Genomic DNA, 26,550 nt, shown 5'->3' with positions numbered 1-26,550 from the left:
TCCGCCCCATGGATTCGCCCCTGTCTGTTCCCCCGGCCTTTGACCGTCGTGCATGGCCGATGGATGGGCGGCTCGATTTCTGGACAGCGCCCGATGGCTGGCCGCTGCGCCGCTACCGGCTGGGCGACGGGCAGCGCGGGCAATTGCTGATGCTCGGCGGGCGCGGCGACATGATCGAGAAATATCTGGAAGTCATCGCCCATTGGGCAAGCCAGGGCTGGGCCGTCACCGCTTTCGACTGGCGCGGGCAAGGCGGATCGGGCCGCGTCGGGGCCGATCCGCTGTGCGGCCATATCGAGGATTTCGCGCAGTGGGTTTCGGACCTCGAAGCGTTCGTTGCCGACTGGCGGGCGCAATCGACGGGGCCGTGCGTGATCATCGCCCACAGCATGGGCGGGCACCTGCTGCTGCGCGCCTTGGCCGAGGGGATGCCCCCGCCTGATGCAGCAGTCGCCGTCGCGCCGATGATGGGTGTTCATACCGCCCCTTTGCCGCGCTGGCTGGCGGTGCTGATCGCCCGGACCATGTGCGCGCTTGGGCGTTCCGGTCGGCAGGCCTGGACCCAGAAGGAGAATTCCGATCGGCAGCGCGCGATGCGGCAGAAGCGGCTGACGCATGATCCGGAACGCTATGCCGATGAGCTCTGGTGGCGCGACCACAGCCGGGACGTGGCGCTGGGCGCGCCAAGCTGGCGCTGGGTGGTGGAGGCCCTGCGATCAACCTTCATGCTGGAGCGGAGCGGGAAGCTGGAGCGCATAGCGGTGCCGCTGCTCATCCTCGCCACCAAGGCCGACCGGCTGGTGTCCACGCCTGCGATCCGCCGCATCGCCGCGCGCATTCCCGGCGCTCGCCTGCATGTCTATGGGCCGGAAGCGGCGCATGAGATATTGCGGGAAATCGACCCGGTTCGCCTCGATGCGCTGCGGCGGATCGACGCTTTCCTGGATGAGGCCGCCGGGCCATGAGCCGTTTCGACATGGTGATCGTCGGTGGCGGCATAGCGGGCGCAAGCCTTGGGGCGCAGCTTGCGGGCGAGGCATCCGTGCTGATCCTGGAACAGGAGGAGAGCGCCGGCTATCACGCCACCGGCCGATCCGTCGCCTTCTGGGAGGAGACCTATGGCGGCCCACAGGTGCAGCCGCTCACCACCGCGTCCGGGCCGTTGCTGCACGCCCCCGATCCTGCCTTTGCCGACCGATCCTTCCTCACCCCCCGGCAGACGCTGTTTGTCGGGCGGGACACTGATCGTGCGGAGCGGGATCGGCTGGTGCGGGACTTTTCCGGCCGGGTCGATCTGCGCCCGGTCGACCCTGCGAGCCTGTTGCCCGGACTGCGGCCGCAATGGACGGTCGGCCTGCTGGAGCCAGGCGTGTGCGACATCGACGTCGCGGCGCTGCATCACGCCTATCTGCGGCGCTTCCATGCGCAGGGTGGCCAATCGCAGCTGGGAACGGCGCTCCACAAGGCTGCCCAGGAGCCGGGTGGCTGGCGTATCCAGACCAGCAACGGCGTCATCCATTGCGGCATCATCGTGAATGCCGCAGGCGCATGGGCCGACGATGTCGCGCGGCGCTGCGGCGTCGCGCCCATCGGCATCACCCCTTTGCGGCGCACCGTCGTGCAACTGCGCGTACCCGCGATGCCATCAGCCGACCTGCCGCTCGTCATGGACCTTTCCTCCCGCTTCTATTTCAAGCCGGAAGGGGAGGGACGCATCTGGCTGACCCCGCATGATGAGGAGCCCTCGCTCCCGTGCGACGCGGCACCCGAAGAACTGGCGGTGGCCCAGGCGATCGCCCGGTTCGAAGATGTCGTGGACTGGCCGGTCGAGGCGGTCGAACGCAAATGGGCAGGGCTGCGCAGCTTCGCGCCGGATCGCGCGCCGGTCTACGGCTTCGACTCCGCCGCGCCCGGCTTTTTCTGGTTCGCGGGGCAGGGCGGTTTCGGCATACAGACAGCGCCCGCCGCCGCCTTGCTGGGGTCGGCGCTACTGACGGGTGGTCCCATGGCCGAAGCGGTCAAGGGCATAGATCCCGCCGCCTATTCGCCTGCACGGTTCACATAGGCGCAGTCGGAACGAAGCGGCGTCCGTGACGTTCAAAAAAACGTGCCAGGTATCTGGATGACCGTTCGCCCTGAGCCTGTCGAAGGGCTCAGCCCGAACAGGGTGATCATGAAAAGATGTGGTGTTCCTGGGCACGATCCATGGAGTAGGAGGATGCCGTCATGAAATGCTTTTCACGATCGGCCTTGATCCTGTCAGGGCTAATGATGGCGAGCAGTAGCATCAGCTTTGCCCAGCCGACCGAAGAAATCACCGTCACGGGCCGATACAACAACGCCCAATCGCTGTCACAGGGCGTCAGCTATGCCGATCTCGACCTCAGCACAAAGGCCGGGAAGGACGAATTGCGCCACCGTGTCGCGCTGACTGCGCGCTATTTGTGCGGCAAGTTGGGCGAATCGGACAATGCCTCGCCGGTCGTGCCCAGCTGCCGCGATGCCGCGGTGAGGGACGCGATGACGCGGGTCGGCACAGTCGAGGAAGGCTTCGCGCCGCGCGGCACCACATGGGTCGCGGGGACGCGCTGGCAGCCGCCTTATCCCGCTGATTGGGTCGAACGCTATCCCTGACGCCGTCAGGGGGAGTGGCCTGCCGCTCCCCCGTCAGGCGCGGAAGAGTTCCGCTGCGGCGCAGGCCAGTTGATCGGCCCGCTCATTTTCCGGGTGACCGGCATGACCCTTTACCCATTGCCAGTTGACCTTGTGCGGCGCGGCGGCGGCGAGCAGCGCCTGCCATAGCTCGGCATTCTTGACCGGCTTGCGGTCAGCCGTCTTCCAGCCATTCTTCTGCCAGCCGAAAACCCATTTGGTGATGCCGTCCATCACATATTTGCTGTCGGTGTAGAGCGTCACCTGGCAGGGGCGCTTCAGCGCATTCAGCGCTTCGATCGCGGCCATCATCTCCATGCGGTTGTTCGTGGTCTGCGGCTCTCCGCCGGAAATTTCCTTTTCCGTCGTGCCAAAGCGCAGCACCGCGCCCCAACCGCCGGGGCCGGGATTGCCCTTGCACGCGCCGTCCGTGAAGATTTCGACCTGAGACAGCGCGCTCACGCCCGCAGCAACTCCGCCGGTGCAGTCTGCGCATAAAAATCCAGCCGCCGTAGATAGGCCAGCGGGTCCTTGCGCGTCACCAGCGCGTCGGCGGGCGTGTTGATCCAGTCATAGGCGCGGGTCAGCAGGAAGCGCAGCGCCGCGCCCCGGCACAGGATCGGGAAGGCGGTCTGCTCCGCGTCGGAAAGGCCATGCGCCGCCTGATAGCCAGCGAGCAGCGCCGTCGAACGATCGGCAAAGAAGTGCGCGCCGTCATTGCTGAACACCCATGCGCTGTGCGTGACGGCCAGGTCATAGGCGCGAATGTCGGTGCAGCTGAAATAGAAGTCGATGAGGCCGGTCACTTCGTCGCCCAGCATCAGCACATTGTCGGGAAAAAGATCGGCGTGGATCACCGCGCGCGGCAGTCCAGCGGGCCAATGCGCGTCGAGATAGGCGAGCTCATCCGCCACCCGCTGGCCAAGGCCCGGCGCGATATCGTCGAAATGGTCGCCGCACTTGGCCGCCAGATCATGCCAGCCAGCGATGTCGAGCGCGTTGCGGCGCTCGCCCGCAAATCCTTCCGCCGCTCGATGCAGTTGGCCCAGTGCAGCGCCTGCGGCTTGCGATTGGGCAGCGGTGGGTTCAGTGACCGATATGCCGGTCAGGAACTCGATCAGGCAGGCAGGCCTTCCGCCCAGCTGCTGCAGGCGCTTGCCCTCCCGGTCGGCGATGAAGCGCGGCACCAGGCATCCACGCGCGCCCAGATGATCGAGCAGGTCCATGAAGAAGGGCAGGTCGGCCTCATCCACCCGCTTTTCATACAGGGTCAGGATATAGCGATGGCCCTTCCCGTCGGCACCGGTGGTTTCCAGCAGATAATTGCTGTTCTCCACCCCTTCGGCGATGCCTTTCGCCGATACCAGCCGTCCGGCATCATAGCGGGCGAGGAACGCGTCAATCTCTTCGGCGGGAACATGGGTATAGACTGCCATCGCCTTATGCCGCTCCCAGTTCGCGGGGCAATTTGAAGGAGACGGTTTCCCGCGCCGTCTCCACCTGCTCCTCCGTCACGTCGAAACGCGCGGCGAGCCGGCCCACCACTTCGCGCACCAATATTTCCGGGGCCGATGCGCCTGCGGTCAGGCCAAGCGTGCGGACATTCTCCAGCCATGCAAAATCGATGTCGTCGGCACGCTGGATCAGCCGGGCTGGCGTGCCTTCGCGTTCGGCCACCTCGACGAGCCGCAACGAATTGGAGCTGTTGGGCGCGCCGATCACGTAAAGCGCGTCGCACTGGGCCGCGATCGCCTTCACCGCCGCCTGACGGTTCGACGTCGCGTAGCAGATGTCTTCGCCCTTGGGCGCATGGATCGTCGGGAAGCGGCGCTGAAGCGTTTCAACGATGGCGGCGGTGTCGTCCACCGACAGCGTGGTCTGCGTCAGGAAGGCGAGATTGTCGGGATCGGCAGGCACAAAGCTTTCCGCATCCTCGACCGTTTCGATCAGGGTCATGCTTCCCGCGTCCACCTGACCAAAGGTGCCGATGACTTCGGGATGCCCCTTGTGGCCGATGAACAGGATATGACGGCCTGCCTCGACCTGCCGTTCGGCCTGCCGGTGCACCTTGCTCACCAGCGGGCAGGTCGCGTCCAGATAGTCGAGGCCGCGCTCTTCCGCCTTCGCGGGCACCGCCTTGGGCACGCCATGGGCGGAAAAGACGACCGGCACGCCGTCCGGCACCTGATCCAGTTCCTCGACGAAGATCGCGCCCTTCGCCCGCAGGCTGTCCACCACATATTTATTGTGGACGATTTCATGCCGGACATAGACGGGCGCGCCATATTTCTCGATCGCCCTTTCGACGATGACGATGGCGCGGTCCACGCCAGCGCAAAAGCCGCGCGGGGCGGCGATCAGGAGCTTCAAGGGGAGGCGGGCGGTCATGCCAGCCGCTTAGGCCAATGTGACGCCGGAAGGAAGGGGGAGGCGCGCGCTCTGCGTTCCTTTCGGTTGCGTGAGCGGCGGGGTGCGGATAAGAAGCCCCAGCCTGTTCCCAAGGGATTGCCTCGTGACCTTTTCTCGACTTGCGCTGACTGGAATGATCGCCCTTGCCCTTGCGGGCTGTTCGCGCCGGGGAGAAATCGATCCCACCGGCGGCATCGTCGCCGTCCGCTCGGCCTGCCCGACGGCTGCGATCCCGGCCTATACGGGGGACATCACGCTGTTCAATCCGGCTGGCAGCACCGACGCTCGCGCGATCGACGTGGTGGCGAACATCACCGATTTGCGCGCCACTTGTTCGGAAGGCGCGCAATTCTACAGCGAGGCGACCTTCGTCGTGAACGCCCGCCGTTCCGACGCCACCGCCGCGCGGCAGGTGACGCTGCCCTATTTCTCCGCGGTCGTGCGTGGCGGCAACGCCGTCGTCGCCAAGCGGGTGGGCCAGGTCGTGCTCGACTTCCCGGCTGGCCAGTATCGCGCGAGCGCTAGCGCCAAGGCGGGCTCCTTCGTCGACAAGGCTGCGGCGACGCTGCCCGCCGATATCCAAGCGAAGATCACGCAGAAGCGCAAGGCGGGCGACGAGGACGCGGCGATCGATCCCTTCGCCCAGCCCGACGTCCGCGCGGCGCTGCAACGAACCAGCTTCGAGTTGCTTGTGGGTTTCAACCTGACCCAGGACCAGCTCCGATACAACGCGACACGTTAAGAGCGAACCTTAATCTTCCGTTCGCCCTGAGCTTGTCGAAGGGCTCTACTTCTTGCAGGGAAGGATGAGGCTTCGATTTCAGCCCAGCCCGGACGGGTCTTGTGCTTTTCGAGGAAACACCCTTGTCCCTTTACATTCGTTTCACCGCCCATCTGAACGCCGTGCTGGACGCGCTGGAGGCGGACGGCACCCTGCCTGCTGGCCTCAACCGCAAGCCGGTGACGGTAGAACCCCCGCGTGACCCCAGCCATGGCGACCTCGCCACCAACGCCGCCATGGTCCTTGCCAAGCCCGCGGGCACCAACCCGCGCGCGCTGGCGGAAAAGATGGTCGCGGGCCTGCAAAAGCTCGAAGAGGTGGAAAGCGCCGCCATCGCTGGCCCCGGCTTCATCAACCTGACGCTGACTGACGCCACCTGGCGCGCGGAACTGGCCGCGATCCATGCCGAGGCCGCCGACTATGGCCGCTCCGACGCGGGCGCGGGCGTTACCGTCAACGTCGAATATGTCTCCGCCAACCCCACCGGCCCCATGCATATGGGCCATTGCCGGGGCGCGGTGGTCGGCGACGCGCTAGCCACGCTGCTCGAGTATGCCGGGCACAAGGTCATCCGCGAATATTATATCAATGACGCGGGCGGCCAGGTCGACGTGCTCGCCCGCTCCGCCCATGTCCGCTACCGCGAAGCGCTGGGCCAGGATGTGGGCGACATTCCCGAGGGCCTCTACCCCGGCGATTATCTCGTCCCCGTGGGCCAGGCGCTCGCCGCCGAATATGGCGACGCTTACGTAAACGCACCCGAGAGCGAGTGGCTCGTCCCCTTCCGCACCAAGGCGGTCGCCGCGATGATGGAGATGATCCGCAGCGACCTTGCCCTCCTCGGCATCCACCACGACATCTTCGCCTCCGAAGCCGAACTGCAGGCCGCCGGAAAGCCGCAAGCCGCGGAGCAATGGCTGCGCGACCATGACCTCGTCTATGATGGCGTCCTCGAAGCACCCAAGGGCGAGACGCCCGAAGATTGGGAGCCGGTCGAACTCCCTCTGTTCCGCTCCACCAGGTTCGGCGACGATCAGGACCGCCCGATCAAGAAGTCGAACGGCGCCTGGACCTATTTCGGCGCTGACATGGCCTATCATTTCCAGAAGGCGCAGACCGCCGACCAACTGATCGACATCTGGGGCGCGGACCATGCCGGTACGGTGAAGCGCATCCAGGCCGCCGTCGCCGCCTTGACCGAAGGGCGCGCGCGCTTCGACGTCAAGTTGATCCAGATGGTCCGCCTGCTGCGCGATGGCGAGCCGGTGAAGATGTCCAAGCGCGCGGGCAATTTCGTGACGCTCGCCGACGTGGTGCGCGAAGTGGGCAAGGATGTCGTCCGCTTCACCATGCTGACGCGCAAGGCCGACGCCCAGATGGACTTCGACTTCGCCAAGGTCGTGGAAGCGTCGAAGGACAACCCGGTCTTCTACGTCCAATATGCCCATGCCCGCATTTCCTCGCTCGGCCGCCGGGCGGAGGAAGCCGGAATGGATCTTCCTGCGCCCGACCTGTCCCGCCTTGGGACGGAGGAACTTAACCTTGTTAAGTTGGCCGCACAGTTCCCACGGGTGGTGGAAGGGGCTGCGTTCGCGCGCGAACCGCACCGCATCGCCTTTTATCTCAATGACTTGGCTTCTGCATTCCACAGCTGGTGGAATTTGGGGAACGACAATCCGCGCGCCCGCGTGATCCTGGCGGACGATCCGGGGATAACTTCTGCGCGCCTTTTCTTAAGCCGCGGAATCGGGCAAATCATCCGTAATGGCCTTGCCCTTATGGGCGTGGCTGCGTTGACGGAAATGCAATAGCCAGGCGGAGGCACGGACACATGGGCGACTTTGCGAGGGGGCGGCTCGATCTCGACGATGACGAGCGTCTGCCTTGGCTTGAGCCTGGCATTGAAGATGAGGAGGATGAAGGGCTCTCCCCCGTCCGTCTGCTCGGCTTCATACTGGTCGCCCTTGTCCTGCTAGGCGGCGTGGTCGCTGGCGTCTGGTTCCTCAACAACCGTTCGAGCGGCGGCGGCGAAGGCAAGCTGATCGCCGCGCCCGCTGGCGACTACAAGGTGCCCGCGCGCGAGGCCGATGCCAAGAAGTTCGAAGGGGAGGGCGACGCCAGCTTCGCCGCCAGCGAAGGCGTACTGCGCGACGGCCGCATCGATCCCAGCCGTGTCCCCGAAGCGCCCGTAACCGCCACTGCGCCCGCCAAGCCCAGCCAGCCAGTGCCGGGCAAGCCTTCGCAGAGTGTGACCGCGCGCGTGGCGGACGAAACCAACGTCCGGCCAGCAACCGCGCAGCCCGTCCGCAAAGGCGGCGCGGTGATCCAGCTCGGCGCCTATGGCAGCCAATCCGGCGCCCGCGACGCCTGGACCCGCCTGTCCAAGCGCTTCGCCTATCTCGCGCCGCTCACCATGGCGATTGAACCCACCGAAGTCGGCGGCAGCACCCTCTACCGCCTGCGCGCGACGGCCGGAGCCCAAGCCAGCACCCTCTGCGGCAGACTGAAAGTCGCCGGCGAAAGCTGCATCGTCGTGAACTAAGCCGTCTATCTCCTCTCCCCTTTAGGGGTCGGCCAGAGGCACGTGACTCTGGCCGAGGTGCCGAGCGCAGCGAAGGCGGGAGAGGGGAACGCAGGTGCGGCACAGAAAATCGCTCAAATTCGCGAAGCAACTCCGCCGCGATCTCACTCCCGCAGAAACCCGCCTCTGGTATCATCTCCGCGCCAAGCGCTTCTCCGGTGCGAAGTTCCGCCGCCAAACCGTCATCGGCCCCTTCATCGCCGACTTCACCTGCCGCGCGGCCATGCTGGTCATCGAGATCGACGGCGACACCCACGGCGCAACCGCTGAGTATGACGCCGAGCGCACCGCCTATCTCGAACAGCAAGGCTGGCAAGTCCTCCGCTTCACCAACACGGACGTCATGCGCAATCTCGAAGCCGTTCTGTCCTCGATAGCACAGCGCCTCCCCCTCTCCCTAACCTCGATGAGAGTCACGTGCCTCTCATCGACCCCTAAAGGGGAGAGGGGATACGCCACTCCTTGATCCCAACAACCCCTTCGACACAGCGCCCCACAGCCGCTACCATCCGCCCTCATGAAACCGGTAATCTTCGGCCTCTCCGGCGAGACCCTCACGGCGGACGAGCGCGCCTTCTTCGCTGATGCGCAGCCTGCGGGCTATATCCTCTTCCGCCGCAATATCGCGGACCGCGTCCAGCTCCGCGCCTTGACCGACGATCTGCGGGCGCTTCACGGCCGCGACGACCTGCTCATCATGATCGATCAGGAAGGAGGCCGCGTCGCCCGCATGCAGGCGCCCGTCTGGCCAAGCTTCCCCCCCGGCGCCGTGTTCGACCGCCTCTATGACATCGCGCCGTCTAGCGCGATCGCCGCCGCGCGCGCCAATGCCCATGCGATCGCTTTGACCCTGGCCGAAGGCGGCATCACCGTGGATGCGCTCCCGCTGCTCGACGTGCGGCAGGATGGCGCAAGCGACATCATGGGCGACCGCACGCTCGGCGCGGAGCCCATGCGCGTCGCCGCGCTCGGCCGCGCAGTCATCGAAGGGCTGGCGAGGGGCGGGGTCGCGGGCATCATCAAGCATATGCCCGGCCATGGCCGCGCCATGGTGGACAGCCATCATGAACTGCCCATCGTGACCGCGAGCGAAGAGGAACTCGCCACCGACCTCGCGCCTTTTCAGACGCTGAAGGACACGCCCATCGGCATGACCGCCCATGTCGTCTATACGGCCTGGGACCCCGATCTTCCCGCCAGCCTTTCCGCCTCGATCATCGACACGATCATCCGCCAGCGCATCGGTTTCGACGGCCTCCTCATGTCCGACGATCTCGACATGAAGGCGCTGAACGGCAGCATCCCGGAACTGGCGGCAGGCGTGGTCGCGGCGGGTTGCGACCTTGCGCTCAATTGCTGGGGGAGGATGGATGACATGGTGGGCATAGCTGATCTGCTCCCCGACATCAGCGACCGGTCGCGGGCGCGCCTGGATCGCGCGATGGCCTCGACCAGCCTGACCGCCGAAAGCCCACCCCTGGAACAGCTGCTGGCGACCCGCGACAGCCTGCTCTCCGTGGTGGCTGCGTGAGGGCAGGCGTGATCCTGTCCCTTCCGGCAAAGCTATACGGAATTAAATGCTCACGCGGAGTCGCGGAGCCGCGGAGATATCGCGCCTTCGGCGAAGCCACTTGTCATTTTGAACCCACCCCCACGGGCCAAGCCGATTTTTTGGTGCTGCGCGGGCGCCTGGTCACCCTCCGCGTCTCCGCGTCTCCGCGTGAACAACTCTTCCCACCGTCAGCGCGTCAAAGAGCCGCCTGACCATGGAAGACCTCTTTACCCCTCCGCCACAGCCCCGCGCCGACATGCTGACCGTCAGCTTCGGAAGCTGGGAAGGGCCGCTCGATCTCCTCCTGGCGCTCGCCCGTTCGCAAAAGGTCGACCTGCGTGAAATCTCGATCCTCGCGCTGGTCGAACAATATCTCGCTTATGTCGAAGGCGCGCGGAAGCTGAAGCTGGAACTGGCGGCCGACTATCTGGTGATGGCCGCCTGGCTCGCATATCTCAAATCCTCGCTGCTGCTGCCGAAGCAGGCTCAGCCTGACCCTAGCCCGGACGAACTGGCCCTGCGCCTGCAATTGCGGCTCCAGCGCCTGCACGCCATGCGGGAGGCGGGAGCACGCCTGATGGCCCGGGACCGTATCGGCCGCGACGTGTTCGTCCGCCCTCGGCCCGAAGGACTGCGGCTGGTGCGCAAGGCAAAATGGGCCGCCAGCCTCTATGATCTGCTGCAATCCTACGGACAGCTGCGCGCGCGCACGCAACCGGCCGTCCATATGGTCGCCGCCCGTCCGGTGATGACGCTGGATGAAGCGATCCAGCGCGTCGGCACGCTGGTTGGGTCCGCGATCGACTGGACCACGCTCGAATCCTTCCTGCCCGATGGTCAGGACGGACCGATGGCGCGATCGGCGCTCGCGAGCAGCTTTGTCGCGGCGCTGGAACTCGCGCGGCAGGGGCGGCTGGAAATACAGCAGGATGGCATATATGAGCCCATCTATCTGCGCGCCGCGCTGCCAGATCAAAATGGGGCGGACCAGGGTGGGAGGCGTCTGTTGTGATGCAGGAACCGGACGATTTCATGCGCGCCGTGGAGGCCGCCCTGTTCGTCGCCGAACATCCGCTGACGGCTGCCGAGTTGCGGCAGCATGTGGGGGAGGCCGGTGATCTAAGCGCTGCCTTGGCCACGCTCTCGGATCATTATGCCGGGCGTGGCATCAATCTGGTCGAGCGTGGCGGGCGCTGGCATTTCCAGACGGCGGCGGACCTTGCGCATATCCTGCGGCGCGAGAAGGATGAGACGCGCAAGCTGTCCCGCGCGGCGATGGAAACGCTGGCCATCATCGCCTATCATGAACCTGTCAGCCGCGCGGAGGTGGAGGCCATTCGCGGCGTCCAGGTGGCGAAGGGGACGCTCGACGTTCTCATGGAAGCAGGCTGGGTCCGGCCAGCGGGACGGCGGGAAGTTCCGGGCCGTCCGCTTATTTATGCGACGACGCACGAATTTCTGTCACATTTCGGACTTAGCAGCCGCCGGGATTTGCCGGGACTGGATGATCTGCGCGCTGCCGGATTGCTCGATCCGGTCGATCTTGCGCTGGAGGGCCTCGGCGCTCAATCCGTTCTGGAAAATGATGAGGAAGAAGCCTAAAAAGGGCTTCCTTTCAGGAGAAAGTTAAAATGGGTTCCTTTTCTTTGATGCATTGGGTCATCGTTCTCCTGGTGGTCATGCTGCTGTTTGGCGGCGGCCGTATCTCTGGCCTGATGGGCGACGTGGCCAAGGGCATCAAGAGCTTCAAGAAGGGCATGGCGGACGATGATGACGACATCGCCCCGGCCAAGCCTGCCACGCGGATCGAAGGACATCGCGTGCCTGAACAGGACGCGCCCACCGCGACCACCGAAGAAAAGACCAAGGCCTGACCTTCGTCACCCTCCAGCGGTAGGCGCGCATGTTCGATATCGGTTCGTCCGAACTTCTGCTGATCGTGATCGTCGCGGTTGTCGTGATCGGTCCCAAGGATCTGCCGCGCGCCCTGTACAAGGTCGGGCAGATCGTCGGGAAGGCACGCGGCATGGCGCGTCATTTCCGCACCGGCATCGACGCGATGGTGCGCGAAGCGGAAATGGAAGAGCTGGAAAAGAAGTGGGCGGACCAGAACCGGCGCATCATGCAGGAACATCCGCCCGAAGCGTCGTCCGCCCCAGCGATGGAGCCCTTGCCGGACTCCTCCGTTGCCCCCGCGCCGGGCGCATCGTCGCCGCCCCCGGCCTTCGTCGCCCAATCGGCGCCCGTTGCTCCCGCCCCTGCGTCCGACGGCCCGCCCTATATCGCGGCCCAGTCCAGTCCTGCGGTCAAGGGTGATGCTCAGGCATGAGAGATATCGATGAGACAAAGGCGCCGCTGCTCGACCATCTGATCGAACTGCGCGGGCGGCTGTTGAAGTGCGTCTGGGCGCTCTTCCTGACGGGCGCGGTCTGCTTTTATTTTTCCGACAAGCTTTTCGCGTTCCTGGTTCATCCGCTCAAGGAGGCCTTTGGCGACGGCGGTGGGCGGCTGGTCTATACCAAGCTCTACGAAGCCTTTTTCGTCCAGGTGAAGGTCGCGATCTTCGGCGCTTTCTGCCTGTCCTTCCCGATCATCGCGAACCAGCTCTGGGCTTTCGTGGCGCCGGGTCTTTATGCGAAGGAAAAGAAGGCATTATTGCCCTTTCTGGTGATGACGCCGGTGCTTTTCCTGATGGGCGCGAGCCTCGCTTACTATGTCGTGATGCCGACCGCTTTCCACTTTTTCCTGCAATTTCAAGGAAGTAGTGGAGGCCTCGCGGTCGAGGCACTCCCCAGCACCGACGCCTACCTCACTTTAGTCATGCAGTTCATTCTTGCATTCGGCATCAGCTTCCTGATGCCCGTCCTGCTGATGCTGCTGAACCGCGCCGGTTTCGTCACCCGTGCTCAACTCATCGGCCTGCGCCGCTACATGATCGTCGCCGCGTTCGTCCTCGCCGCCGTCTTGACCCCGCCCGACGTCGTATCGCAGCTGATGCTCGCCATCCCCCTGCTGCTGCTCTACGAAATCACCATCGTCGCGATCTGGTTCACCGATCGGAAACAAGCCCGCGACGCCGCAACAGCGGACGGAGCAGACACTTCCACCAGCTAAAAAAAGGCCCGCCAATGGCGGGCCGCTAGGGTGGGAGCCTGTTTTTCGCTGCTTACTTGGCTGCGTCTTCCACGGCCGCGCCAGCGCTCTGCACGTCTTTGCCCGCGCCTTCGACGGTATTGCACGCGGCCACCATCAGCGAACCGGTAAGCATCAGGGCAGCAAAAATCTTCTTGGTCATGGTCGTCTCCTGAGGAAAAAACTCGAGCCGGATGGCCGCGCTATCCAGCGGCTGAGGGGGAGAACCCGCAGAGGCGAAATACGTTCCGCAACCGGAAATATCTGAGACTCGAAGGAGGCTGCCCCACAAAATCTGAGCCCGGAACGCGTCGGGGGGGGAGATGCGTTCCGGGCTCATGTTTTTTTGGATAGCAAGAGCGGGGGGCAAAAGATTTGCTATCCGGTATGCAGAACCACCGATCGCGGCATTTGGTTCCGCCGTTCCTCCACTTCCTGAAGTTTTTTATTATGACCAAGAATCAGTGATTTAGGAAAGGCCGCCAATAAATTGCGCGCCCCGCTATTCAGATGAGCGGGCGGCCGCTGTTCCGATATTCGGGCCGGATCGTTGATTGTGGCAGCATGTCCTGAGCAGCTGGTGGAGGGACGGCAAGGGGTACGGTGACGTCCACCCCCGCTGGCGGCAAGGGATGCTGCATCGCAGGTGGCCTCACCGTCCAAGCTCTGGTTGATGGGCCCGATTGCCACTCCCGCCCCGCATAGGGGATGCGGAAGGCTGCCTCTGTCCCGTTGAAGCACGGCATCTGGTAGAAGATGTGCGCCCCGATTACGGCGACGGGCCGCTTCGATGCCGCCCATCCGGGACGCACGGCCAGCGTATGGTAGAATGTGGCGAGCCCAACGGGCGCGTAGACGCGGCCCGCAAGCGCCTGTTCCGCGATCCGGCGCGCACGTGCCCAGCTTTGCGCATGATTGGCCCGCCCCATCGATCCGTCGCAGCTGAACGTGAACTGGCAGAGGGAGTCGGTGCGTTCCGATCCTTGATAGACGACGCCGCAGACGCTGCGCGGCCACAGCGGATTGCGGACGCGGTTCAGGACGACCTGGGCAACCGCGCGCTGGCCGTCTTCCGGCTCGTTGGCTGCTTCATAATAGATGGCCGAGGTGAGGCAGTTGACCGCCCTGTAGCTATCGAGCGGGGTCTTGCCGCGAAACGCAGCGGCCGGGGCAGCGTCGATGGTGGCGAGTTTCAGGACGTGTCGGCTGTTCCCAACCGAATCGGGGAGATCCTGGAAGATATCGTCAGCGAAAAAATAGGCGGAACCAGGGAAATTTTCTCCCGCCCGCTCGGCAACATCGTCGCGCGCCCTCACATCCGCGAGCATGTCCAGCGGCGCGGCGGTGATCAGGCGTGGCAGAGCAAGCGCCGTCAGCGCCAGAACGGCCAATATCAGATGCCAGGATCGTCCACGCGTCATCTCGAAGCTGTCTGTACTCATCAATGGATCGCGGCTTAACGCCGCACGGCGCCACTCCTAGCGCAAAAGCCTTGCCACTTTCTTCCCGGCGGCGGCGATTATCGCGCACGGATTGCAATCAGGTCTTTGGGTGGATCAGCATTCCCTTGCTTGGCAAGCGTGCATTCGCTCCGCTATGCGGGGAACATGCTGGTTCAGAATGATAGCCTCGCCCTGATTGGCAACACGCCGCTGGTGCGCCTTGCCGGTCCGTCGCAAGAGACGGGCTGCGATATTTTCGCCAAGTGCGAATTCGCCAATCCCGGTGCGTCGGTCAAGGATCGCGCGGCGCTCTTCATCGTCAATGATGCGGAAGAAAAAGGGCTGTTGCAGCCGGGTGGCACGATCGTCGAAGGAACGGCGGGCAATACTGGTATCGGCCTGGCGCTGGTCGCCAATGCGAAGGGCTACAGGACGATCATCGTCATGCCCGAAACGCAGAGCCGCGAGAAGATGGACACGTTGCGCGCGCTGGGCGCTGAACTGGTGACGGTGCCTGCCGCTGCCTATTCGAACCCGGGGCATTTCGTCCATACGTCCCGCCGCATCGCGGAAGAAACGGAGAATGCGATCTGGGCGAACCAGTTCGACAATATCGCCAACCGGAAAGCGCATATCGTCGGTACGGCGGAGGAAATCTGGCAGCAGCTGGACGGGCAGATCGACGGCTTCACCTGCGCGGCGGGCACTGGCGGCACGATCGCGGGCGTGGGGCTGGGCCTCAAGGCGCATGACGAGAATATCACGATCGCGCTGACCGATCCGCATGGCGCGGCGCTCTATAATTATTACGCCCATGGCGAGCTGAAGGCGGAAGGGTCATCCGTGGCCGAGGGGATCGGGCAAGGCCGGATCACCGCCAATCTGGAGGGTGCGCCTATCGATACCCAGTTCCGCATTTCCGATGAAGAAGGATTGCACTGGGTCGAGCGCCTGCTGGCGGAAGAAGGGCTTTGCCTTGGCCTGTCGTCGGGGATCAATGTGGCGGGCGCGGTGGCGCTGGCGCGCGAACTGGGCCCGGGCAAGCGGATCGTCACCATCCTGTGCGACACCGGTTTCCGCTATCTCTCCACCCTCTACAATCGCGAATGGCTGGAAGCGAAGGGCTTGACGGTGTTCCCCTGGCTCGCGCACAATCGCTGATCGCCGCACGGGTCGCGGCGGCAAGATAAAGAGCGCTTTGATGGCTGAACATCCCCGCCGGCAGGAAGGGTTGCAGCGTGTCCAGATCGGCCTGACGGGGCTGGCGGGCGTGGTGCTCCTTGTGGGCCTTGCGAACATTGTGATCGAAAAGGCGCGGATCGACGATCCGGCGGTGCCGCCGCCGACCGTGCCCACGCTGGACGTCAATGCCGTCGCGCCCAAGGAGCCGCTGGCGGAATTGGGCGTGCAACCGGCGCCCGAGCAGCAGCCGATCGTGCCCGACCTGCAGCCGGACCCAAATTTGCGCAAGCCGATGGATCGCGATCCGCAAGCGTCCGGCCGCTGATCATCTTGATCGAACCGCGCATTCCATGAAGGCGTTGCGCACATTCCTGATGCTTGGCCTTGGTCCGGTGCTGGTTGTGCTCGGCGGTCTTCCTTCCTTGTTGCAAACGGGGCAGGTGGACCTGCAGAGCTGGACCTGGCCTGTCCTGATGCTCATGCCCGTGGCGCTGTTGCTAAGCCTGAAGCGCGGCTTGCCCTATGCCCTATGGGCTGGGTTGGGAAGTTTGGGGACGGTCCTGATCTTCGATGTTCTTGCGGCGTCTTCCTATCCAGCAATAGGGGGCGTTGGCGGGTTAGCGCTCGTTGCCGCACTGGCGGTCGTGGCCGGCGTCTGCCTTCCTCGCCGGAAGTGGACAGGGCTTGCATTCTGCGCTGCTGCTCTGTTTTCCTGCTGGCTTGCGCGGGAGGCGCCTCTCCCGGAAACGCCATCACCCCGGCCCAAGCTGGCGGTCATCAGCGCGCTGCCCTTATTCTGGAAGGAAGGAGAAGCGGGTTTCGGTGCGCGGAGCGATGCGCCGATCGTCACTCTCCTGCGGCGGCGCTTCGATGTGCAAGCCGTTGACAGCCCGCTTGGTCCGGCGATGAGGGATGCCAACGCCCTGCTGCTCGCGCAGCCGCGCGTCTTTTCCCCGGCAGAGTTGGTCGTGCTGGATAATTGGGTCCGCAACGGCGGACATGTCTTGCTGCTGGCTGATCCTCTGCTGCGCTGGCCATCGTCCCTGCCGCTGGGAGACAGGCGCAGGCCGCCTGCCGTCAGCATGATTGGGCCGCTGCTGAATCATTGGGGCCTCGCGCTTCTGCCGCCGGTCGCCGTGGCGGAAGAGCGGCGCATATTGGAGGATGGCCGCGTGCTGACGACCATGGGCAGTTCCGGCTTCGCGCTGCAGCCCGGGACATCATGTCACATCGAAGAGGAGGGGCTGGCCGCACGATGCGCGATCGGCAGAGGGAACGCCGTGCTGGTTGCCGACGCGGACCTGATCGACGACCGACTGTGGCTGGCCGATGCTGCTGCGCCTTTGGATGCGCGGCACTGGTCCGCTGATAGTCCGGGGTTCGTGATCGAGGCGTTGGATGGCGGCATGGTCGAAGGGCGCCGCTGGCTCCGATCGGCGGCCGACCTTGTGATGGCCCTCCGCTGGTCGATTCTTGTCGGGATTGGCTGGGCGATCCTGGGAAGCGTCTTCCTCGGCTGGTTTTACCGCGACGATCGGGTGCGCGACATCTCATCCCATCCGCCTTGGGAGGCTGTCGAACCGGGTTAGACCAGAACAAAACAGGATTTCCCGGCTTCTCCCGACTTTTCCCTTTCCATGCACCTCTCGCCTTGGTATCTAAGGCGCATAGGGGTTTGTCAGGCTTTGCTAGTCCTGCGCACCGGCCGCGATGATGCGGGTTGGTGAGCGACGGCCTGCGCCCCTACGAACAGAGGGGCAGCAGTCCGTACGTGTCGGATATCATTCTCTTTACAGGCAACGCGTTCAGCGTGGCGGACGGCAAGGGCCGTTTCGTCCTGCCTCTTGAGATGCGCCGACAGGTCAAGCTGTCCAGCGGCGGCGAAACGCGGCTTTATCTCTCGGTCCATGGCGACAACCCCTGCGCCACCGGCTTTGGAGAATCGCACCGCCGCTTCCTGTTTACCGAGGTCGAGGAACTGTCTCGCGAAGCGCGCGCTCAAGGCCGCGACTATAATGCCGACCTGGAACTGGAACGCCGCCTCGGCACGATCGAGGAGGTGAATTTCGACGAAGGCGGCCGCTTCGCCATGCATCCGGACATCAAGGATGAATATGGCATCACCGACGCGGTCTTCTTCTACGGCGTCGGCCGCTACATCCAGATCTGGAAGCCCGAAACGCTTGCCGAGAGCAAGGATCGCCCCGAACTGATCCGCAACAAGGTGCGGCGCTGGCTCGACCAGCGGGCTGCGGGAGGCGGCAAGTGACCGCTGCTGTCGACCCCGATCGTCACGTCCCGGTTCTGCTCGATGAAGTGCTGCATGCCCTCGCCATCAACCCCGGCGAAGTGCATGTCGACGGCACGTTCGGTGCGGGTGGCTATTCCAGCGCGATGGCGAGAAAGGGCGCGAAAGTGTTCGCCTTTGACCGCGACCCCGACGCGATTCGCGAAGGCGAGGCGTTGGCGGCGGAAAAGGGCATCACCCTGATCGCCGGGGAATTTTCCCGGATGGAGCAGTTGCTGGCCGATCGCGGCATCACCTCGGTATCGGGCGTGACGCTCGACATCGGCGTGTCGTCGATGCAGCTCGACCGGCCAGAACGCGGCTTTTCTTTTCAAGCTGACGGTCCGCTCACCATGACCATGAGCCAGAGCGGGATGAGCGCTGCCGATTTCCTGAACAATGCCCCTGAGCAGGAGATTGCCGACGTCCTCTATCGCTATGGAGAGGAGCCGCGCTCGCGCCGTGTGGCTCGCGCGATCGTGGAGGCACGTCCGCTGGAGCGTACAGGCCAGTTGGCCAGCGTCGTTCGCCGGGCGCTTGGACATAAGCCGCATGACAAGAAGGATCCGGCCACCCGCACTTTCCAGGCGATCCGCATCCATGTGAACCGCGAGCTTGAGGAACTGGAGCGCGGATTGGAGGCGGCGGAGGCGATGCTGGAGGAGGGCGGCCGCTTGGCGGTCGTCACGTTCCACAGCCTGGAAGATCGTATCGTCAAGCAATTCCTGCGTCAGCGTAGCGGCGGCGAAGGCGCCGGATCGCGCCACCTGCCTGAGCGCAAGGCGGCTGCCGCACCCACCTTCCACAAACCGGCCAAGGCTGTTCGCCCCGGCGAGGTGGAACTGGCCCGCAATCCGCGCGCGCGCTCCGCGACCCTGCGCAGCGCCGTTCGTACATCAGCCGCCATTCCTTCCCGGCAAAGTTCTTCGAGGAGCCCTCGCCCATGATCGCGGTGAAAAGGTTGCAGAGCCTGATCTGGATCCTGCTCGTCGCGCTGGGTGCGCTTGGCGCTTATCTGGTGTCGCTGAAAGTCGCGACCGAACGCAACGAATTGATGAAGGTGCAGGCGCAGATCGCGCGGGCGCGGGCGGACATCCGCTATCTGGAAACGGAGTTCAGCGCGCGGGCGAGCATGCGGCAGCTTGAACGCTGGAACCAGGACGACTTCATGTACGCCACCCCGACCGCCCAGCAATATCTGGGCGGCGAGCGGGCGCTGGCGAACCTCGACGGTATTCAGCCCAACGGACCCGACTATGTCGCCCCGCCGGTGATGGTGGCGATGGTGCAGAGCCCCGCCGACCTTCCCTCTGCCGCGCAGGCTGCCCCGGCAAGTCCGGCCGCCACGCAGATTCGCAGCGACATCGCCGTGATCCGTGAAGCCCATGCCGCCGACAATGTCGAGAAGATCGCCAAGCCCGCGGCCAAGAGCGCTGCCGAAAAGGCGAAGGACGATGCCGACGTGTCGAAGCCCAACCCGCTCGCCCGCCGTGCTGAGCGGATGGCGATGCTGGACGCCAAGCTGCTCGATGACAGCACCATGGGCGACATAAGCGACAAGGCGGCGCGCGAGCGCAAGAAGGGGGCGCGTTGATGGCGACGATCATCGTTCAGCCCGGTGGCGCAAGGGCAGGCAAGCAGCGGGTCGACCTGACTGCTGTCGCACATAACCGGCTGATGCTGCTGCTCATCCTGTTCATGGCCATCACGGCGGTGGTGATCCTGCGGCTGACCTGGGTCGGCATCTTCGCACATGGCGCCAGCGGGAGTGGCGATGCTTCGGGCTTCCTTCCCGCGCGCGCGGACATTGTCGATCGCAATGGCGTTCCACTCGCCCGCACGATGGACGCCTATTCGATCGCCGTGCGTCCCTCGAAGCTGATCGGCGAGCCGGCGGAGCTTTCCCGCAAGCTGCACGAGATATTCCCCGATGAACCCGAAGCGGCTTTCTACAAGAAGCTGACGGGCAAGGGCTGGGCCTATCTGCGCCGCCGCGCGCTGCCGGAGGAAGTTGCAGCGGTGAACGCGCTGGGCGAAATCGGCATCGAATTTCCTCGCGAAAAGGAACGCCTCTATCCGCAGCGCAGCCTCGCCGCGCATGTGCTCGGCTTCGCGCCCAACGCCGATGGGCAGGGCGGCATGGGGGTGGAGGCCGCGTTCAACGAACGGCTGACCGACTCGGCGCTGCGCGGGCAGCCTTTTGCCATTTCGATCGACAGCCGGGTCCAGGGCGCGCTGGAAAGCGAGCTTTACGCCCAGATGGTCGCGCAGAATGCCAAAGGTGCGGGCGGCATCATAATGGACGCCAACACAGGCGAACTGATCGCTATGGCGTCGATCCCCGTGTTCGATCCCAACAAGCTTCAGAATTATGCGGGCAAGAAGTGCAGCGAATCGCCGCTCTGCAACCATATGGTTCAGGCGCGTTACGAGCTTGGTTCGACCTTCAAGCCGTTGTCGATCGCCGCAGCGATGGATCGGGGCGTCGTAACGTCCATGGCAAAACGCTATGACGCGACCGCGCCGCTGGCAGTGGCCGGGTTCCGGATCAAGGACGACCACTCGCTCGGCCGCTGGATCAACGTGCCGGAAATATTGGTGCACAGTTCCAATATCGGCACGGCTAGGATTGCCGATGAAATGGGCGCCGCGCCGATGCAGGAGCTGTTCCGCAATCTTCAATTCGACCAGCGCGCGCCGATCGAGCTCAAGGAGCGCGCCAAGAGCCTTTGGCCCTATAATTGGGGTCGCATAACCACCATGACCGTATCCTATGGCCATGGCATCGCGGTGACCCCGCTGCACCTCGCCAGCGCCTATGCGGCGCTGGTGAATGGCGGCATCTGGCGGCCCGCCACCTTGCGCAAGCTGCACGCCAATGAAGTGCCCGAGGGCCATCGTGTCTTTTCCGCCGCCACCAGCGCACGGATGCGGCAGCTGTTGCGGATGATTGTCGCGGCGGGTACAGGTCGCAGCGCCGACGCCAAGGGATTCCGGGTGGGCGGCAAGACGGGTTCAGCCGAGAAGCCTGAAGAAGGCCGGTACAACAAGAGTTCACTGGTGACGACTTTCGCGTCCGCATTCCCGATGGATAATCCCCGATACGTCGTGCTGACGATGATGGACGAGCCCAAGGGTAACGCGCAGACTTTCGGCCTGCGTACCGCTGCCTGGACCGCCGCGCCCGTGGTGAAGCGCGTAGTCGAGCGCACCGCACCGATGCTGGGCGTGCTGCCCGACGAGCGGCGGGACGTGGATATATCGGACCTCATGCCCCTGCTCGGGCAGAAGGAAAAGCATTGAGATGCGCCTCGGGTCGCTCATCGAGGGGCTGGATGTGAAGCTCGACGCTGCGGTGCCGCTTGACGCCGCAGTGTCGGGCTTCGCGATCGATAACCGGAAGGTTGCGCCTGGCACGGTCTTCGGCGCCTTTCAGGGGCTTCGGGTGAATGGCGAGGACTTCATTGCCGATGCCGTGCGCGCCGGGGCCGTCGCAGTGGTCGCCCGGCCGGAAGCCAAGGTGAAAGGGGCGGCGCATATCGCGCATGACAATCCCCGCCGCCTCTTCGCGCTGCTCGCCGCCCGCTATTTCGCGCCCTTCCCGGAGGTGACGGTCGCCGTCACCGGCACCAATGGCAAGACGTCTACGGTCGAGCTGGCCCGCCAGCTTTGGCGGATGCTCGGCCATCATTCGGCCTCGATCGGGACGCTGGGCGTCACCACCTCCGTCGATCAGGTATCGACCGGGCTGACGACGCCGGACATCGTTACCTTCCTCTCCAACATGTCCGGCCTGAAGCGTGAGGGCATCACCCACGCCGCCTTCGAAGCGTCTAGCCATGGTCTTGCGCAATATCGAACCGAGGGCCTGCCCGTGTCCGCGGCTGCCTTCACCAACCTGTCGCGCGATCATCTTGATTATCATGGCGACATGGACAGCTATTTCGATGCCAAGATGCGGCTGTTCGACGAGGTGGTCGCTCCCGACGGCGCGGCGGTCGTCTGGGCCGATGACTTATGGTCCGGCAAGGTTATCCAGCGAGCTACGAAGCGGGGGCTTCGTGTGCTGAGCGTCGGGGTGCAGGGGCAGGCATTGCGTCTTGCCAACCGCACCCCGACCCAGTTGGGCCAGACGCTGGAAGTCGAGGTCGAGGGCAGCCTCTACAAGGTCAATCTGCCGCTGATTGGTGCCTATCAGGCCGCCAACGCCTTGACTGCCGCGGGGCTCGTCATCGCTGGCGGCGAGGATGCGGCGAAGGTCCTGGAACTGCTTGGCCGGGTACAGCCGGTTCGTGGTCGCCTGGAACGCGCGGTGATTACCAAGGCGGGTGCGCCCGTCTATGTCGATTACGCCCATACGCCAGAGGGCTTGCGGGCCGCCATCGAAGCGCTGCGGCCGCATACGCGCGGCAAGCTGATCGCACTGTTTGGCGCTGGCGGCGACCGTGATGCCGGCAAACGTCCGCAGATGGGCAAGGTGGCGGCCGAGTTGGCCGATCATGTCATCATCACTGACGACAATCCCCGGTCGGAGGATCCTTCCGCCATTCGCGCTGCCGTCATGGCTGGGGCATCAAGCGCCGAGGAAATCGGCGGACGCCGCGCTGCCATCGCCGCAGCGATCGCGCAGGCCGGAGCCGATGACATCGTGCTGCTGGCAGGCAAGGGGCACGAACAGGGACAGATTATCGGCGACCGGGTGCTGCCCTTCGACGATGTCACCGTTGCCCGGGAGTGCGCAGGGTGAGCGACCTCTGGACCTCCGAGGAAATAGCGCAAGCCATAGGGGGCGTCGCTTCGGCGCCCTTCGCCGTTTCAGGTGTCGCCTTCGACAGCCGCGAAGTGACGGGCGGTGACCTGTTCGTCGCGATGAAGGGCGAGACGACGGATGGCCATCGCTTCATCGACAAGGCCTTTGGTCAAGGCGCGGCTGGGGCGATCGTCAGCGAACCGGTTTCGCAGCCTCATATCCTCGTTCCCGACAGTGCTGCCGCGCTGGAAGCATTGGGCCGCGCCTCCCGCGCGCGCATGCAGGGCAAGGTCGTCGGGGTGACGGGCTCGGTCGGCAAGACGGGAACCAAGGAAGCGCTGTTCCATGCGCTCGATCGCATCTGTCCGGATCAGGTGCATCGTTCGGTCAAGAGCTACAACAACCATGTCGGCGTGCCGCTCAGCCTTTCGCGCATGCCTCGTGCGTCGGCCTTCGGCGTGTTCGAGATGGGCATGAACCACGCAGGCGAACTGGCGCAGCTGACGCGGCAAGTCCGGCCCCATGTCGCCATCGTCACTGCCATCGCCCCCGCGCATATCGAATTTTTCGGCACTGAAGAGAAGATCGCAGAGGCCAAGGCGGAGATATTCGAAGGGCTCGAGCCTGATGGCACCGCCGTCATTCCCTATGACAGTCCGCATGTAGCGACGCTCTACGCCAAGGCGGAGCAGCATGCCGCCCGTATCCTGACCTTCGGTTTCGATGAAGAGGCGGATGTACGCGCGCGTGACATGGTTCCGGCGGCAAATGGCGGGACGTTGGTCACGGCCACGCTGCCGAGCGCCGAACTCTGCTTCACCGTGAGCGCGCCGGGTGAACATTGGGTATCGAACGCGCTGGCGGTGTTGGCGGCGGTCGAAGCATCGGGCGGCGATCTTGCGGCTGCGGGACTTGCGCTGGCCGAACTGCCGGGCCTGCCGGGGCGGGGCGAACGGCGGATGATTGCCGTTGCGGGCGGAGAAGCGCTGCTCATCGACGAAAGCTACAATGCCAATCCGCTCAGCATGGCAGCCACGCTCAAGCAGTTGGGCAAGGAAGACGCCAGCCGTCGCATTGCGGTGTTGGGCGGCATGCGCGAATTGGGCGACCGCAGCTACGAACTTCACGCGGGGCTTGCCGGCTCCCTCGCGGCCGGGAAAGTCGATTATGCCATTCTGGTGGGCGATGAAATGACACCGCTGGCCGACACACTGGAGGGGCAGCGGTTGGCCTTTGCTCATGTGCCGGATACGGCGGCCGCCACCAATCTCATCCAGACGGAAATGCGCGCTGGCGACGCGATCCTGGTCAAGGGCTCGAACGGCATCGGCCTGTCGCGCCTGGTAGCCGCGCTTGGGGAACATAAGAACTAATGCTCTACTGGCTCGCCCAGACGATGGATTTTGCGGGGGTGTTCAACCTTGTCCGCTATTTGAGCTTTCGCGCGGGCGCGACGATCGCCACCGCTCTCATCATCGGCCTGCTCCTTGGCCCCCGGTTCATTGGTTGGCTGCGGGTTCGGCAGGGCAAGGGCCAGCCAATCCGCGATGATGGGCCGCAGAGCCATCTTGCCAAGCGCGGTACGCCAACCATGGGCGGCCTGATGATCCTCACGTCGATGATTACATCGGTGCTGCTCTGGATGGACCTGTCGTCCATCTATGTCTGGGCTTGCCTGTTCGTGACGCTGGGCTTCGGCGCGATCGGCTTCCTCGACGATTATGACAAGGTGACGAAGGCGAGCCACAAGGGGTTGTCAGGCAAGATGCGCCTTGCGTTCGAATTTCTGATTGCTGGCGTGGCGGCCTGGTTGATCGTCAATCAGCATGGCAACACTGCGCTTTATCTGCCCTTCTACAATGGGCCTGCGATCGAACTTGGCCCCTTCTATTTCCTCTTCGCAGCCTTTGTGATCGTGGCGTTTGGCAATGCCGTGAACCTAACCGATGGGCTCGATGGGCTGGCGACCATGCCGGTGATCATCGCCTGCATGGCCTTCATGGCGATCGTCTATCTTGTTGGCCGCGCCGACTTTGCCTCTTATCTCGGCATTCCACATGTGCCGGGCGCGGGCAATCTCACCATATTGTGCGGCGCGATTATCGGGGCGGGTCTGGCCTTCCTCTGGTTCAACGCCCCGCCTGCCGCCGTCTTCATGGGCGACACTGGTAGCCTGGCGCTCGGCGGCACGATCGGCGTGATCGCGGTCACCGCGCATCATGAAATCGTGCTCGGCGTCATCGGCGGCCTGTTCGTCGTTGAAGCGATGAGCGTCATCATTCAGGTCTTCTTCTACAAGCGGACGGGCAAGCGGGTGTTCAAGATGGCGCCGATCCACCATCATTTCGAGCAGCTGGGCTGGGCCGAGCCGACGGTCGTGATCCGTTTCTGGATCATCTCCTTCGTGTTGGCGCTTGCCGGTCTTGCAACGCTGAAGCTGCGGTGAGCGTTATGGCACTTACCTCTTCAGCCTTTGCTGGCAAACGCTATGCGGTCCTGGGCCTAGCGCGGTCCGGCCTTGCCACCGTCGAAGCGCTGGTGGCGAGCGGGGCGCGAGTGGTCGCCTGGGACAATCGCGATGAAGCGCGCGCCGCTGTCGCTGATAAGGCTGAACTGGCGGACCCGCTGGAGATCGACCTTGCCGGTTTCGCCGGCGTGGTTGTTTCGCCGGGCGTACCCCTCAACAAGCACCCGATCGCGATGCATGCGAAGCTCGCGGGCGTGCCGGTCATCGGCGATATCGAGCTGTTCGCACTGGCCCGTCCAACACTTCCTCCCCATCGCGTCGTCGGGATCACGGGCACTAATGGCAAGTCGACGACGACGGCGCTGGTGCACCACATTATCGAGGCGGCGGGCATTCCGACCCGGATGGGCGGCAATATCGGATTGCCGATCCTGGGACAGGAGCCGCTGCCGGAAGGCGGCGTCTATGTGCTGGAACTATCAAGCTACCAGATCGACCTGACGCAGAGCCTGGACTGCGATGTTGCGGTGTTGCTCAACATCACGCCGGATCATCTTGATCGCTATAACGGCTTTGAAGGCTATGTGGCGTCCAAGGCGCGGCTATTCGGCATGCAGTCGCCCGGCCATATTGCGGTGATCGCGACCGAAGATGAGCCGAGCCGGTCGATTGCCGCCCAAGCAGGCGCCCAGCGGGTCGAGGTAAGGGCGGACGACATCGATCCTGCGGAGCAGGCGCGCTGGCCATCGCTTCAAGGGCCGCACAATGCGCAGAATGCTGCTGTCGCCATTGCGGTCGCCAAAGCGCTCGGCATTGACGAGGGGACGATTGAGGCCGCGCTGCAAAGCTATGCCAGCCTGCCCCACCGCATGCAGCGCGTTCGCGAGCTGAATGGCGTCCTCTATGTCAATGACAGCAAGGCGACCAACCCTGCCTCCACGGCGCCCGCGCTCGCGGCCTATCCACCTGTCGACGGCCGGCAGCGTCTGCATTGGATCGTCGGCGGCCTTGCAAAGACGGACAATCTGGATGAATGCGCCCCATGGTTCGGCAATGTTGCTGCCGCTTACACCATCGGTGAAGCGGGCCATATGTTCGCTGATCTGCTGAAAGATCATATGGCGGTGGATGATAGCGAGATGCTATCGGCCGCCGTCCGCCGGGCCGCTCGCGTGGCACAGCCTGGAGACGTTGTGCTGCTTTCGCCAGCCTGTGCCAGTTTCGACCAATTCCGGGATTTCGAGGCGAGAGGCGATGCCTTCGTTGCCGCGGTCGCGGCGCTGGAAGAAGGGGGCGTGGACGGCTAAAGGCAGGG

At 64.4% G+C, this 26,550-nt stretch carries 29 protein-coding genes; 24 read left to right on the top strand and 5 right to left on the bottom strand.

Features of this window, described 5'->3' with window-relative positions; translation table 11 throughout:
* Positions 1-8: 8 nt before the first annotated feature.
* From MU848_RS18230 to MU848_RS18220, 3 genes are all read left to right on the top strand, one after another.
* A complete protein-coding gene (locus MU848_RS18230; RefSeq protein ID WP_247234710.1) occupies positions 9-965 on the top strand; it encodes an alpha/beta fold hydrolase in 957 nt (318 codons plus the stop codon).
* Positions 962-2,065: an NAD(P)/FAD-dependent oxidoreductase gene (locus MU848_RS18225; protein WP_247234708.1), complete on the top strand. Its 1,104-nt coding sequence runs from the start codon at positions 962-964 to the stop codon at positions 2,063-2,065. The genes MU848_RS18230 and MU848_RS18225 overlap by 4 nt, the downstream gene beginning before the upstream one ends.
* A gap of 161 nt (positions 2,066-2,226) precedes the next feature.
* Positions 2,227-2,634: a UrcA family protein gene (locus MU848_RS18220; protein ID WP_097091025.1), complete on the top strand. Its 408-nt coding sequence runs from the start codon at positions 2,227-2,229 to the stop codon at positions 2,632-2,634.
* Positions 2,635-2,667: 33 nt separating this feature from the next.
* On the opposite strand, the gene rnhA is transcribed toward MU848_RS18220, so the two are convergent.
* From rnhA to ispH, 3 genes are read right to left on the bottom strand one after another with little or no spacing between them, the layout of a single operon-like run.
* Entirely contained in the window at positions 2,668-3,114 is a 447-nt protein-coding gene (gene rnhA, locus MU848_RS18215; RefSeq protein ID WP_247234706.1) for a ribonuclease HI, read from the bottom strand.
* Positions 3,111-4,088 (bottom strand): homoserine kinase, encoded by a 978-nt coding sequence (gene thrB, locus MU848_RS18210; protein ID WP_247234704.1) that lies wholly within the window; start codon positions 4,086-4,088, stop codon positions 3,111-3,113. The genes rnhA and thrB overlap by 4 nt, the downstream gene beginning before the upstream one ends.
* A 4-nt stretch (positions 4,089-4,092) precedes the next feature.
* Entirely contained in the window at positions 4,093-5,040 is a 948-nt protein-coding gene (gene ispH / locus MU848_RS18205; protein ID WP_201514959.1) for a 4-hydroxy-3-methylbut-2-enyl diphosphate reductase, read from the bottom strand.
* Between the two features lie 154 nt (positions 5,041-5,194).
* Here ispH and MU848_RS18200 point away from each other — a divergent pair, with 154 nt between their 5' ends.
* From MU848_RS18200 to tatC, 10 genes are all read left to right on the top strand, one after another.
* Positions 5,195-5,803, top strand: a complete 609-nt coding sequence (locus tag MU848_RS18200) for a hypothetical protein (RefSeq protein WP_201515469.1) — start codon at positions 5,195-5,197, stop codon at positions 5,801-5,803.
* Between the two features lie 122 nt (positions 5,804-5,925).
* On the top strand, positions 5,926-7,653 hold the full coding sequence (gene argS / locus MU848_RS18195; RefSeq protein WP_247234702.1) for an arginine--tRNA ligase: 1,728 nt from the start codon (positions 5,926-5,928) through the stop codon (positions 7,651-7,653).
* A gap of 20 nt (positions 7,654-7,673) precedes the next feature.
* Positions 7,674-8,384, top strand: coding sequence for an SPOR domain-containing protein (locus tag MU848_RS18190; protein ID WP_247234700.1), 711 nt, complete (start codon positions 7,674-7,676; stop codon positions 8,382-8,384).
* A gap of 94 nt (positions 8,385-8,478) precedes the next feature.
* Entirely contained in the window at positions 8,479-8,889 is a 411-nt protein-coding gene (locus MU848_RS18185; protein WP_247234698.1) for an endonuclease domain-containing protein, read from the top strand.
* 51 nt (positions 8,890-8,940) lie between these two features.
* Complete coding sequence (nagZ, locus tag MU848_RS18180) at positions 8,941-9,954, top strand: beta-N-acetylhexosaminidase (RefSeq protein WP_247234696.1); 1,014 nt, start codon at positions 8,941-8,943, stop codon at positions 9,952-9,954.
* 235 nt (positions 9,955-10,189) lie between these two features.
* On the top strand, positions 10,190-10,987 hold the full coding sequence (locus MU848_RS18175; protein WP_201514954.1) for a segregation and condensation protein A: 798 nt from the start codon (positions 10,190-10,192) through the stop codon (positions 10,985-10,987).
* Complete coding sequence (gene scpB, locus MU848_RS18170) at positions 10,984-11,577, top strand: SMC-Scp complex subunit ScpB (RefSeq protein ID WP_247234694.1); 594 nt, start codon at positions 10,984-10,986, stop codon at positions 11,575-11,577. Before MU848_RS18175 ends, scpB begins: the two co-directional genes overlap by 4 nt.
* A gap of 29 nt (positions 11,578-11,606) precedes the next feature.
* Positions 11,607-11,849: a twin-arginine translocase TatA/TatE family subunit gene (locus tag MU848_RS18165; protein ID WP_097091035.1), complete on the top strand. Its 243-nt coding sequence runs from the start codon at positions 11,607-11,609 to the stop codon at positions 11,847-11,849.
* 29 nt (positions 11,850-11,878) lie between these two features.
* Positions 11,879-12,304 (top strand): Sec-independent protein translocase protein TatB, encoded by a 426-nt coding sequence (gene tatB, locus MU848_RS18160; RefSeq protein ID WP_247234692.1) that lies wholly within the window; start codon positions 11,879-11,881, stop codon positions 12,302-12,304.
* Positions 12,301-13,089: a twin-arginine translocase subunit TatC gene (tatC, locus tag MU848_RS18155; RefSeq protein ID WP_097091037.1), complete on the top strand. Its 789-nt coding sequence runs from the start codon at positions 12,301-12,303 to the stop codon at positions 13,087-13,089. The genes tatB and tatC overlap by 4 nt, the downstream gene beginning before the upstream one ends.
* A 52-nt stretch (positions 13,090-13,141) precedes the next feature.
* Here the strand turns inward: tatC and MU848_RS18150 are convergent, their stop codons facing one another.
* Positions 13,142-13,270 carry an entericidin A/B family lipoprotein gene (locus MU848_RS18150; RefSeq protein ID WP_247234690.1) on the bottom strand — a complete coding sequence of 43 codons (129 nt, stop codon included), beginning with the start codon at positions 13,268-13,270 and terminating at the stop codon, positions 13,142-13,144.
* A 343-nt stretch (positions 13,271-13,613) separates the two neighbouring features.
* A complete protein-coding gene (locus MU848_RS18145; protein WP_247234688.1) occupies positions 13,614-14,549 on the bottom strand; it encodes a cell wall hydrolase in 936 nt (311 codons plus the stop codon).
* 165 nt (positions 14,550-14,714) lie between these two features.
* On the opposite strand from MU848_RS18145, the gene MU848_RS18140 reads away from it, so the two are divergent.
* From MU848_RS18140 to murD, 11 genes are all read left to right on the top strand, one after another.
* Positions 14,715-15,710, top strand: a complete 996-nt coding sequence (locus MU848_RS18140) for a cysteine synthase A (RefSeq protein WP_097092688.1) — start codon at positions 14,715-14,717, stop codon at positions 15,708-15,710.
* Positions 15,711-15,750: 40 nt separating this feature from the next.
* Positions 15,751-16,056, top strand: a complete 306-nt coding sequence (locus MU848_RS18135) for a hypothetical protein (RefSeq protein ID WP_097092689.1) — start codon at positions 15,751-15,753, stop codon at positions 16,054-16,056.
* Positions 16,057-16,081: 25 nt separating this feature from the next.
* Positions 16,082-17,320 (top strand): Gldg family protein, encoded by a 1,239-nt coding sequence (locus MU848_RS18130; RefSeq protein WP_247234686.1) that lies wholly within the window; start codon positions 16,082-16,084, stop codon positions 17,318-17,320.
* A gap of 182 nt (positions 17,321-17,502) precedes the next feature.
* Positions 17,503-18,000, top strand: a complete 498-nt coding sequence (locus tag MU848_RS18125) for a division/cell wall cluster transcriptional repressor MraZ (protein WP_315862483.1) — start codon at positions 17,503-17,505, stop codon at positions 17,998-18,000.
* Positions 17,997-18,965 carry a 16S rRNA (cytosine(1402)-N(4))-methyltransferase RsmH gene (gene rsmH, locus MU848_RS18120; RefSeq protein ID WP_247234682.1) on the top strand — a complete coding sequence of 323 codons (969 nt, stop codon included), beginning with the start codon at positions 17,997-17,999 and terminating at the stop codon, positions 18,963-18,965. The genes MU848_RS18125 and rsmH overlap by 4 nt, the downstream gene beginning before the upstream one ends.
* Complete coding sequence (locus MU848_RS18115) at positions 18,962-19,612, top strand: colicin transporter (RefSeq protein ID WP_097091042.1); 651 nt, start codon at positions 18,962-18,964, stop codon at positions 19,610-19,612. The genes rsmH and MU848_RS18115 overlap by 4 nt, the downstream gene beginning before the upstream one ends.
* Positions 19,612-21,321: a peptidoglycan D,D-transpeptidase FtsI family protein gene (locus MU848_RS18110; protein WP_247234680.1), complete on the top strand. Its 1,710-nt coding sequence runs from the start codon at positions 19,612-19,614 to the stop codon at positions 21,319-21,321. Before MU848_RS18115 ends, MU848_RS18110 begins: the two co-directional genes overlap by 1 nt.
* 1 nt (position 21,322) lies before the next feature.
* Positions 21,323-22,765 (top strand): UDP-N-acetylmuramoyl-L-alanyl-D-glutamate--2,6-diaminopimelate ligase, encoded by a 1,443-nt coding sequence (locus MU848_RS18105; RefSeq protein ID WP_247234678.1) that lies wholly within the window; start codon positions 21,323-21,325, stop codon positions 22,763-22,765.
* A complete protein-coding gene (locus tag MU848_RS18100; RefSeq protein ID WP_247234676.1) occupies positions 22,762-24,141 on the top strand; it encodes a UDP-N-acetylmuramoyl-tripeptide--D-alanyl-D-alanine ligase in 1,380 nt (459 codons plus the stop codon). The genes MU848_RS18105 and MU848_RS18100 overlap by 4 nt, the downstream gene beginning before the upstream one ends.
* The gene (gene mraY / locus MU848_RS18095) at positions 24,141-25,214 is read left to right on the top strand and encodes a phospho-N-acetylmuramoyl-pentapeptide-transferase (protein ID WP_097091045.1); all 1,074 of its coding nucleotides are present in this window, start codon (positions 24,141-24,143) and stop codon (positions 25,212-25,214) included. Before MU848_RS18100 ends, mraY begins: the two co-directional genes overlap by 1 nt.
* Positions 25,215-25,219: 5 nt before the next feature.
* The gene (gene murD, locus MU848_RS18090; RefSeq protein WP_247234674.1) at positions 25,220-26,542 is read left to right on the top strand and encodes a UDP-N-acetylmuramoyl-L-alanine--D-glutamate ligase; all 1,323 of its coding nucleotides are present in this window, start codon (positions 25,220-25,222) and stop codon (positions 26,540-26,542) included.
* Positions 26,543-26,550 lie beyond the last annotated feature (8 nt).

This window comes from Sphingobium agri (assembly GCF_023051225.1).
Classification (GTDB): domain Bacteria; phylum Pseudomonadota; class Alphaproteobacteria; order Sphingomonadales; family Sphingomonadaceae; genus Sphingobium; species Sphingobium agri.
Note: the sequence above shows the minus strand (reverse complement) of the source record. Positions and strands in the feature narration are given on the sequence as shown.

Excerpts from the sequence above, each read along its gene's own strand:
- MU848_RS18145 (WP_247234688.1), bottom strand. The coding sequence starts at position 14,549 with ATGAGTACAGACAGCTTCGAGATGACGCGTGGACGATCCTGGCATCTG.
- MU848_RS18165 (WP_097091035.1), top strand. The coding sequence starts at position 11,607 with ATGGGTTCCTTTTCTTTGATGCATTGGGTCATCGTTCTCCTGGTGGTC.
- ispH (WP_201514959.1), bottom strand. The coding sequence starts at position 5,040 with ATGACCGCCCGCCTCCCCTTGAAGCTCCTGATCGCCGCCCCGCGCGGC.
- MU848_RS18175 (WP_201514954.1), top strand. The coding sequence starts at position 10,190 with ATGGAAGACCTCTTTACCCCTCCGCCACAGCCCCGCGCCGACATGCTG.
- MU848_RS18130 (WP_247234686.1), top strand. The coding sequence starts at position 16,082 with ATGAAGGCGTTGCGCACATTCCTGATGCTTGGCCTTGGTCCGGTGCTG.
- tatC (WP_097091037.1), top strand. The coding sequence starts at position 12,301 with ATGAGAGATATCGATGAGACAAAGGCGCCGCTGCTCGACCATCTGATC.
- murD (WP_247234674.1), top strand. The coding sequence starts at position 25,220 with ATGGCACTTACCTCTTCAGCCTTTGCTGGCAAACGCTATGCGGTCCTG.
- MU848_RS18115 (WP_097091042.1), top strand. The coding sequence starts at position 18,962 with ATGATCGCGGTGAAAAGGTTGCAGAGCCTGATCTGGATCCTGCTCGTC.
- mraY (WP_097091045.1), top strand. The coding sequence starts at position 24,141 with ATGCTCTACTGGCTCGCCCAGACGATGGATTTTGCGGGGGTGTTCAAC.
- nagZ (WP_247234696.1), top strand. The coding sequence starts at position 8,941 with ATGAAACCGGTAATCTTCGGCCTCTCCGGCGAGACCCTCACGGCGGAC.
- MU848_RS18200 (WP_201515469.1), top strand. The coding sequence starts at position 5,195 with ATGATCGCCCTTGCCCTTGCGGGCTGTTCGCGCCGGGGAGAAATCGAT.
- MU848_RS18140 (WP_097092688.1), top strand. The coding sequence starts at position 14,715 with ATGCTGGTTCAGAATGATAGCCTCGCCCTGATTGGCAACACGCCGCTG.
- MU848_RS18150 (WP_247234690.1), bottom strand. The coding sequence starts at position 13,270 with ATGACCAAGAAGATTTTTGCTGCCCTGATGCTTACCGGTTCGCTGATG.
- thrB (WP_247234704.1), bottom strand. The coding sequence starts at position 4,088 with ATGGCAGTCTATACCCATGTTCCCGCCGAAGAGATTGACGCGTTCCTC.
- MU848_RS18230 (WP_247234710.1), top strand. The coding sequence starts at position 9 with ATGGATTCGCCCCTGTCTGTTCCCCCGGCCTTTGACCGTCGTGCATGG.
- MU848_RS18225 (WP_247234708.1), top strand. The coding sequence starts at position 962 with ATGAGCCGTTTCGACATGGTGATCGTCGGTGGCGGCATAGCGGGCGCA.
- MU848_RS18105 (WP_247234678.1), top strand. The coding sequence starts at position 21,323 with ATGCGCCTCGGGTCGCTCATCGAGGGGCTGGATGTGAAGCTCGACGCT.
- MU848_RS18220 (WP_097091025.1), top strand. The coding sequence starts at position 2,227 with ATGAAATGCTTTTCACGATCGGCCTTGATCCTGTCAGGGCTAATGATG.
- tatB (WP_247234692.1), top strand. The coding sequence starts at position 11,879 with ATGTTCGATATCGGTTCGTCCGAACTTCTGCTGATCGTGATCGTCGCG.
- MU848_RS18190 (WP_247234700.1), top strand. The coding sequence starts at position 7,674 with ATGGGCGACTTTGCGAGGGGGCGGCTCGATCTCGACGATGACGAGCGT.
- MU848_RS18135 (WP_097092689.1), top strand. The coding sequence starts at position 15,751 with ATGGCTGAACATCCCCGCCGGCAGGAAGGGTTGCAGCGTGTCCAGATC.
- MU848_RS18110 (WP_247234680.1), top strand. The coding sequence starts at position 19,612 with ATGGCGACGATCATCGTTCAGCCCGGTGGCGCAAGGGCAGGCAAGCAG.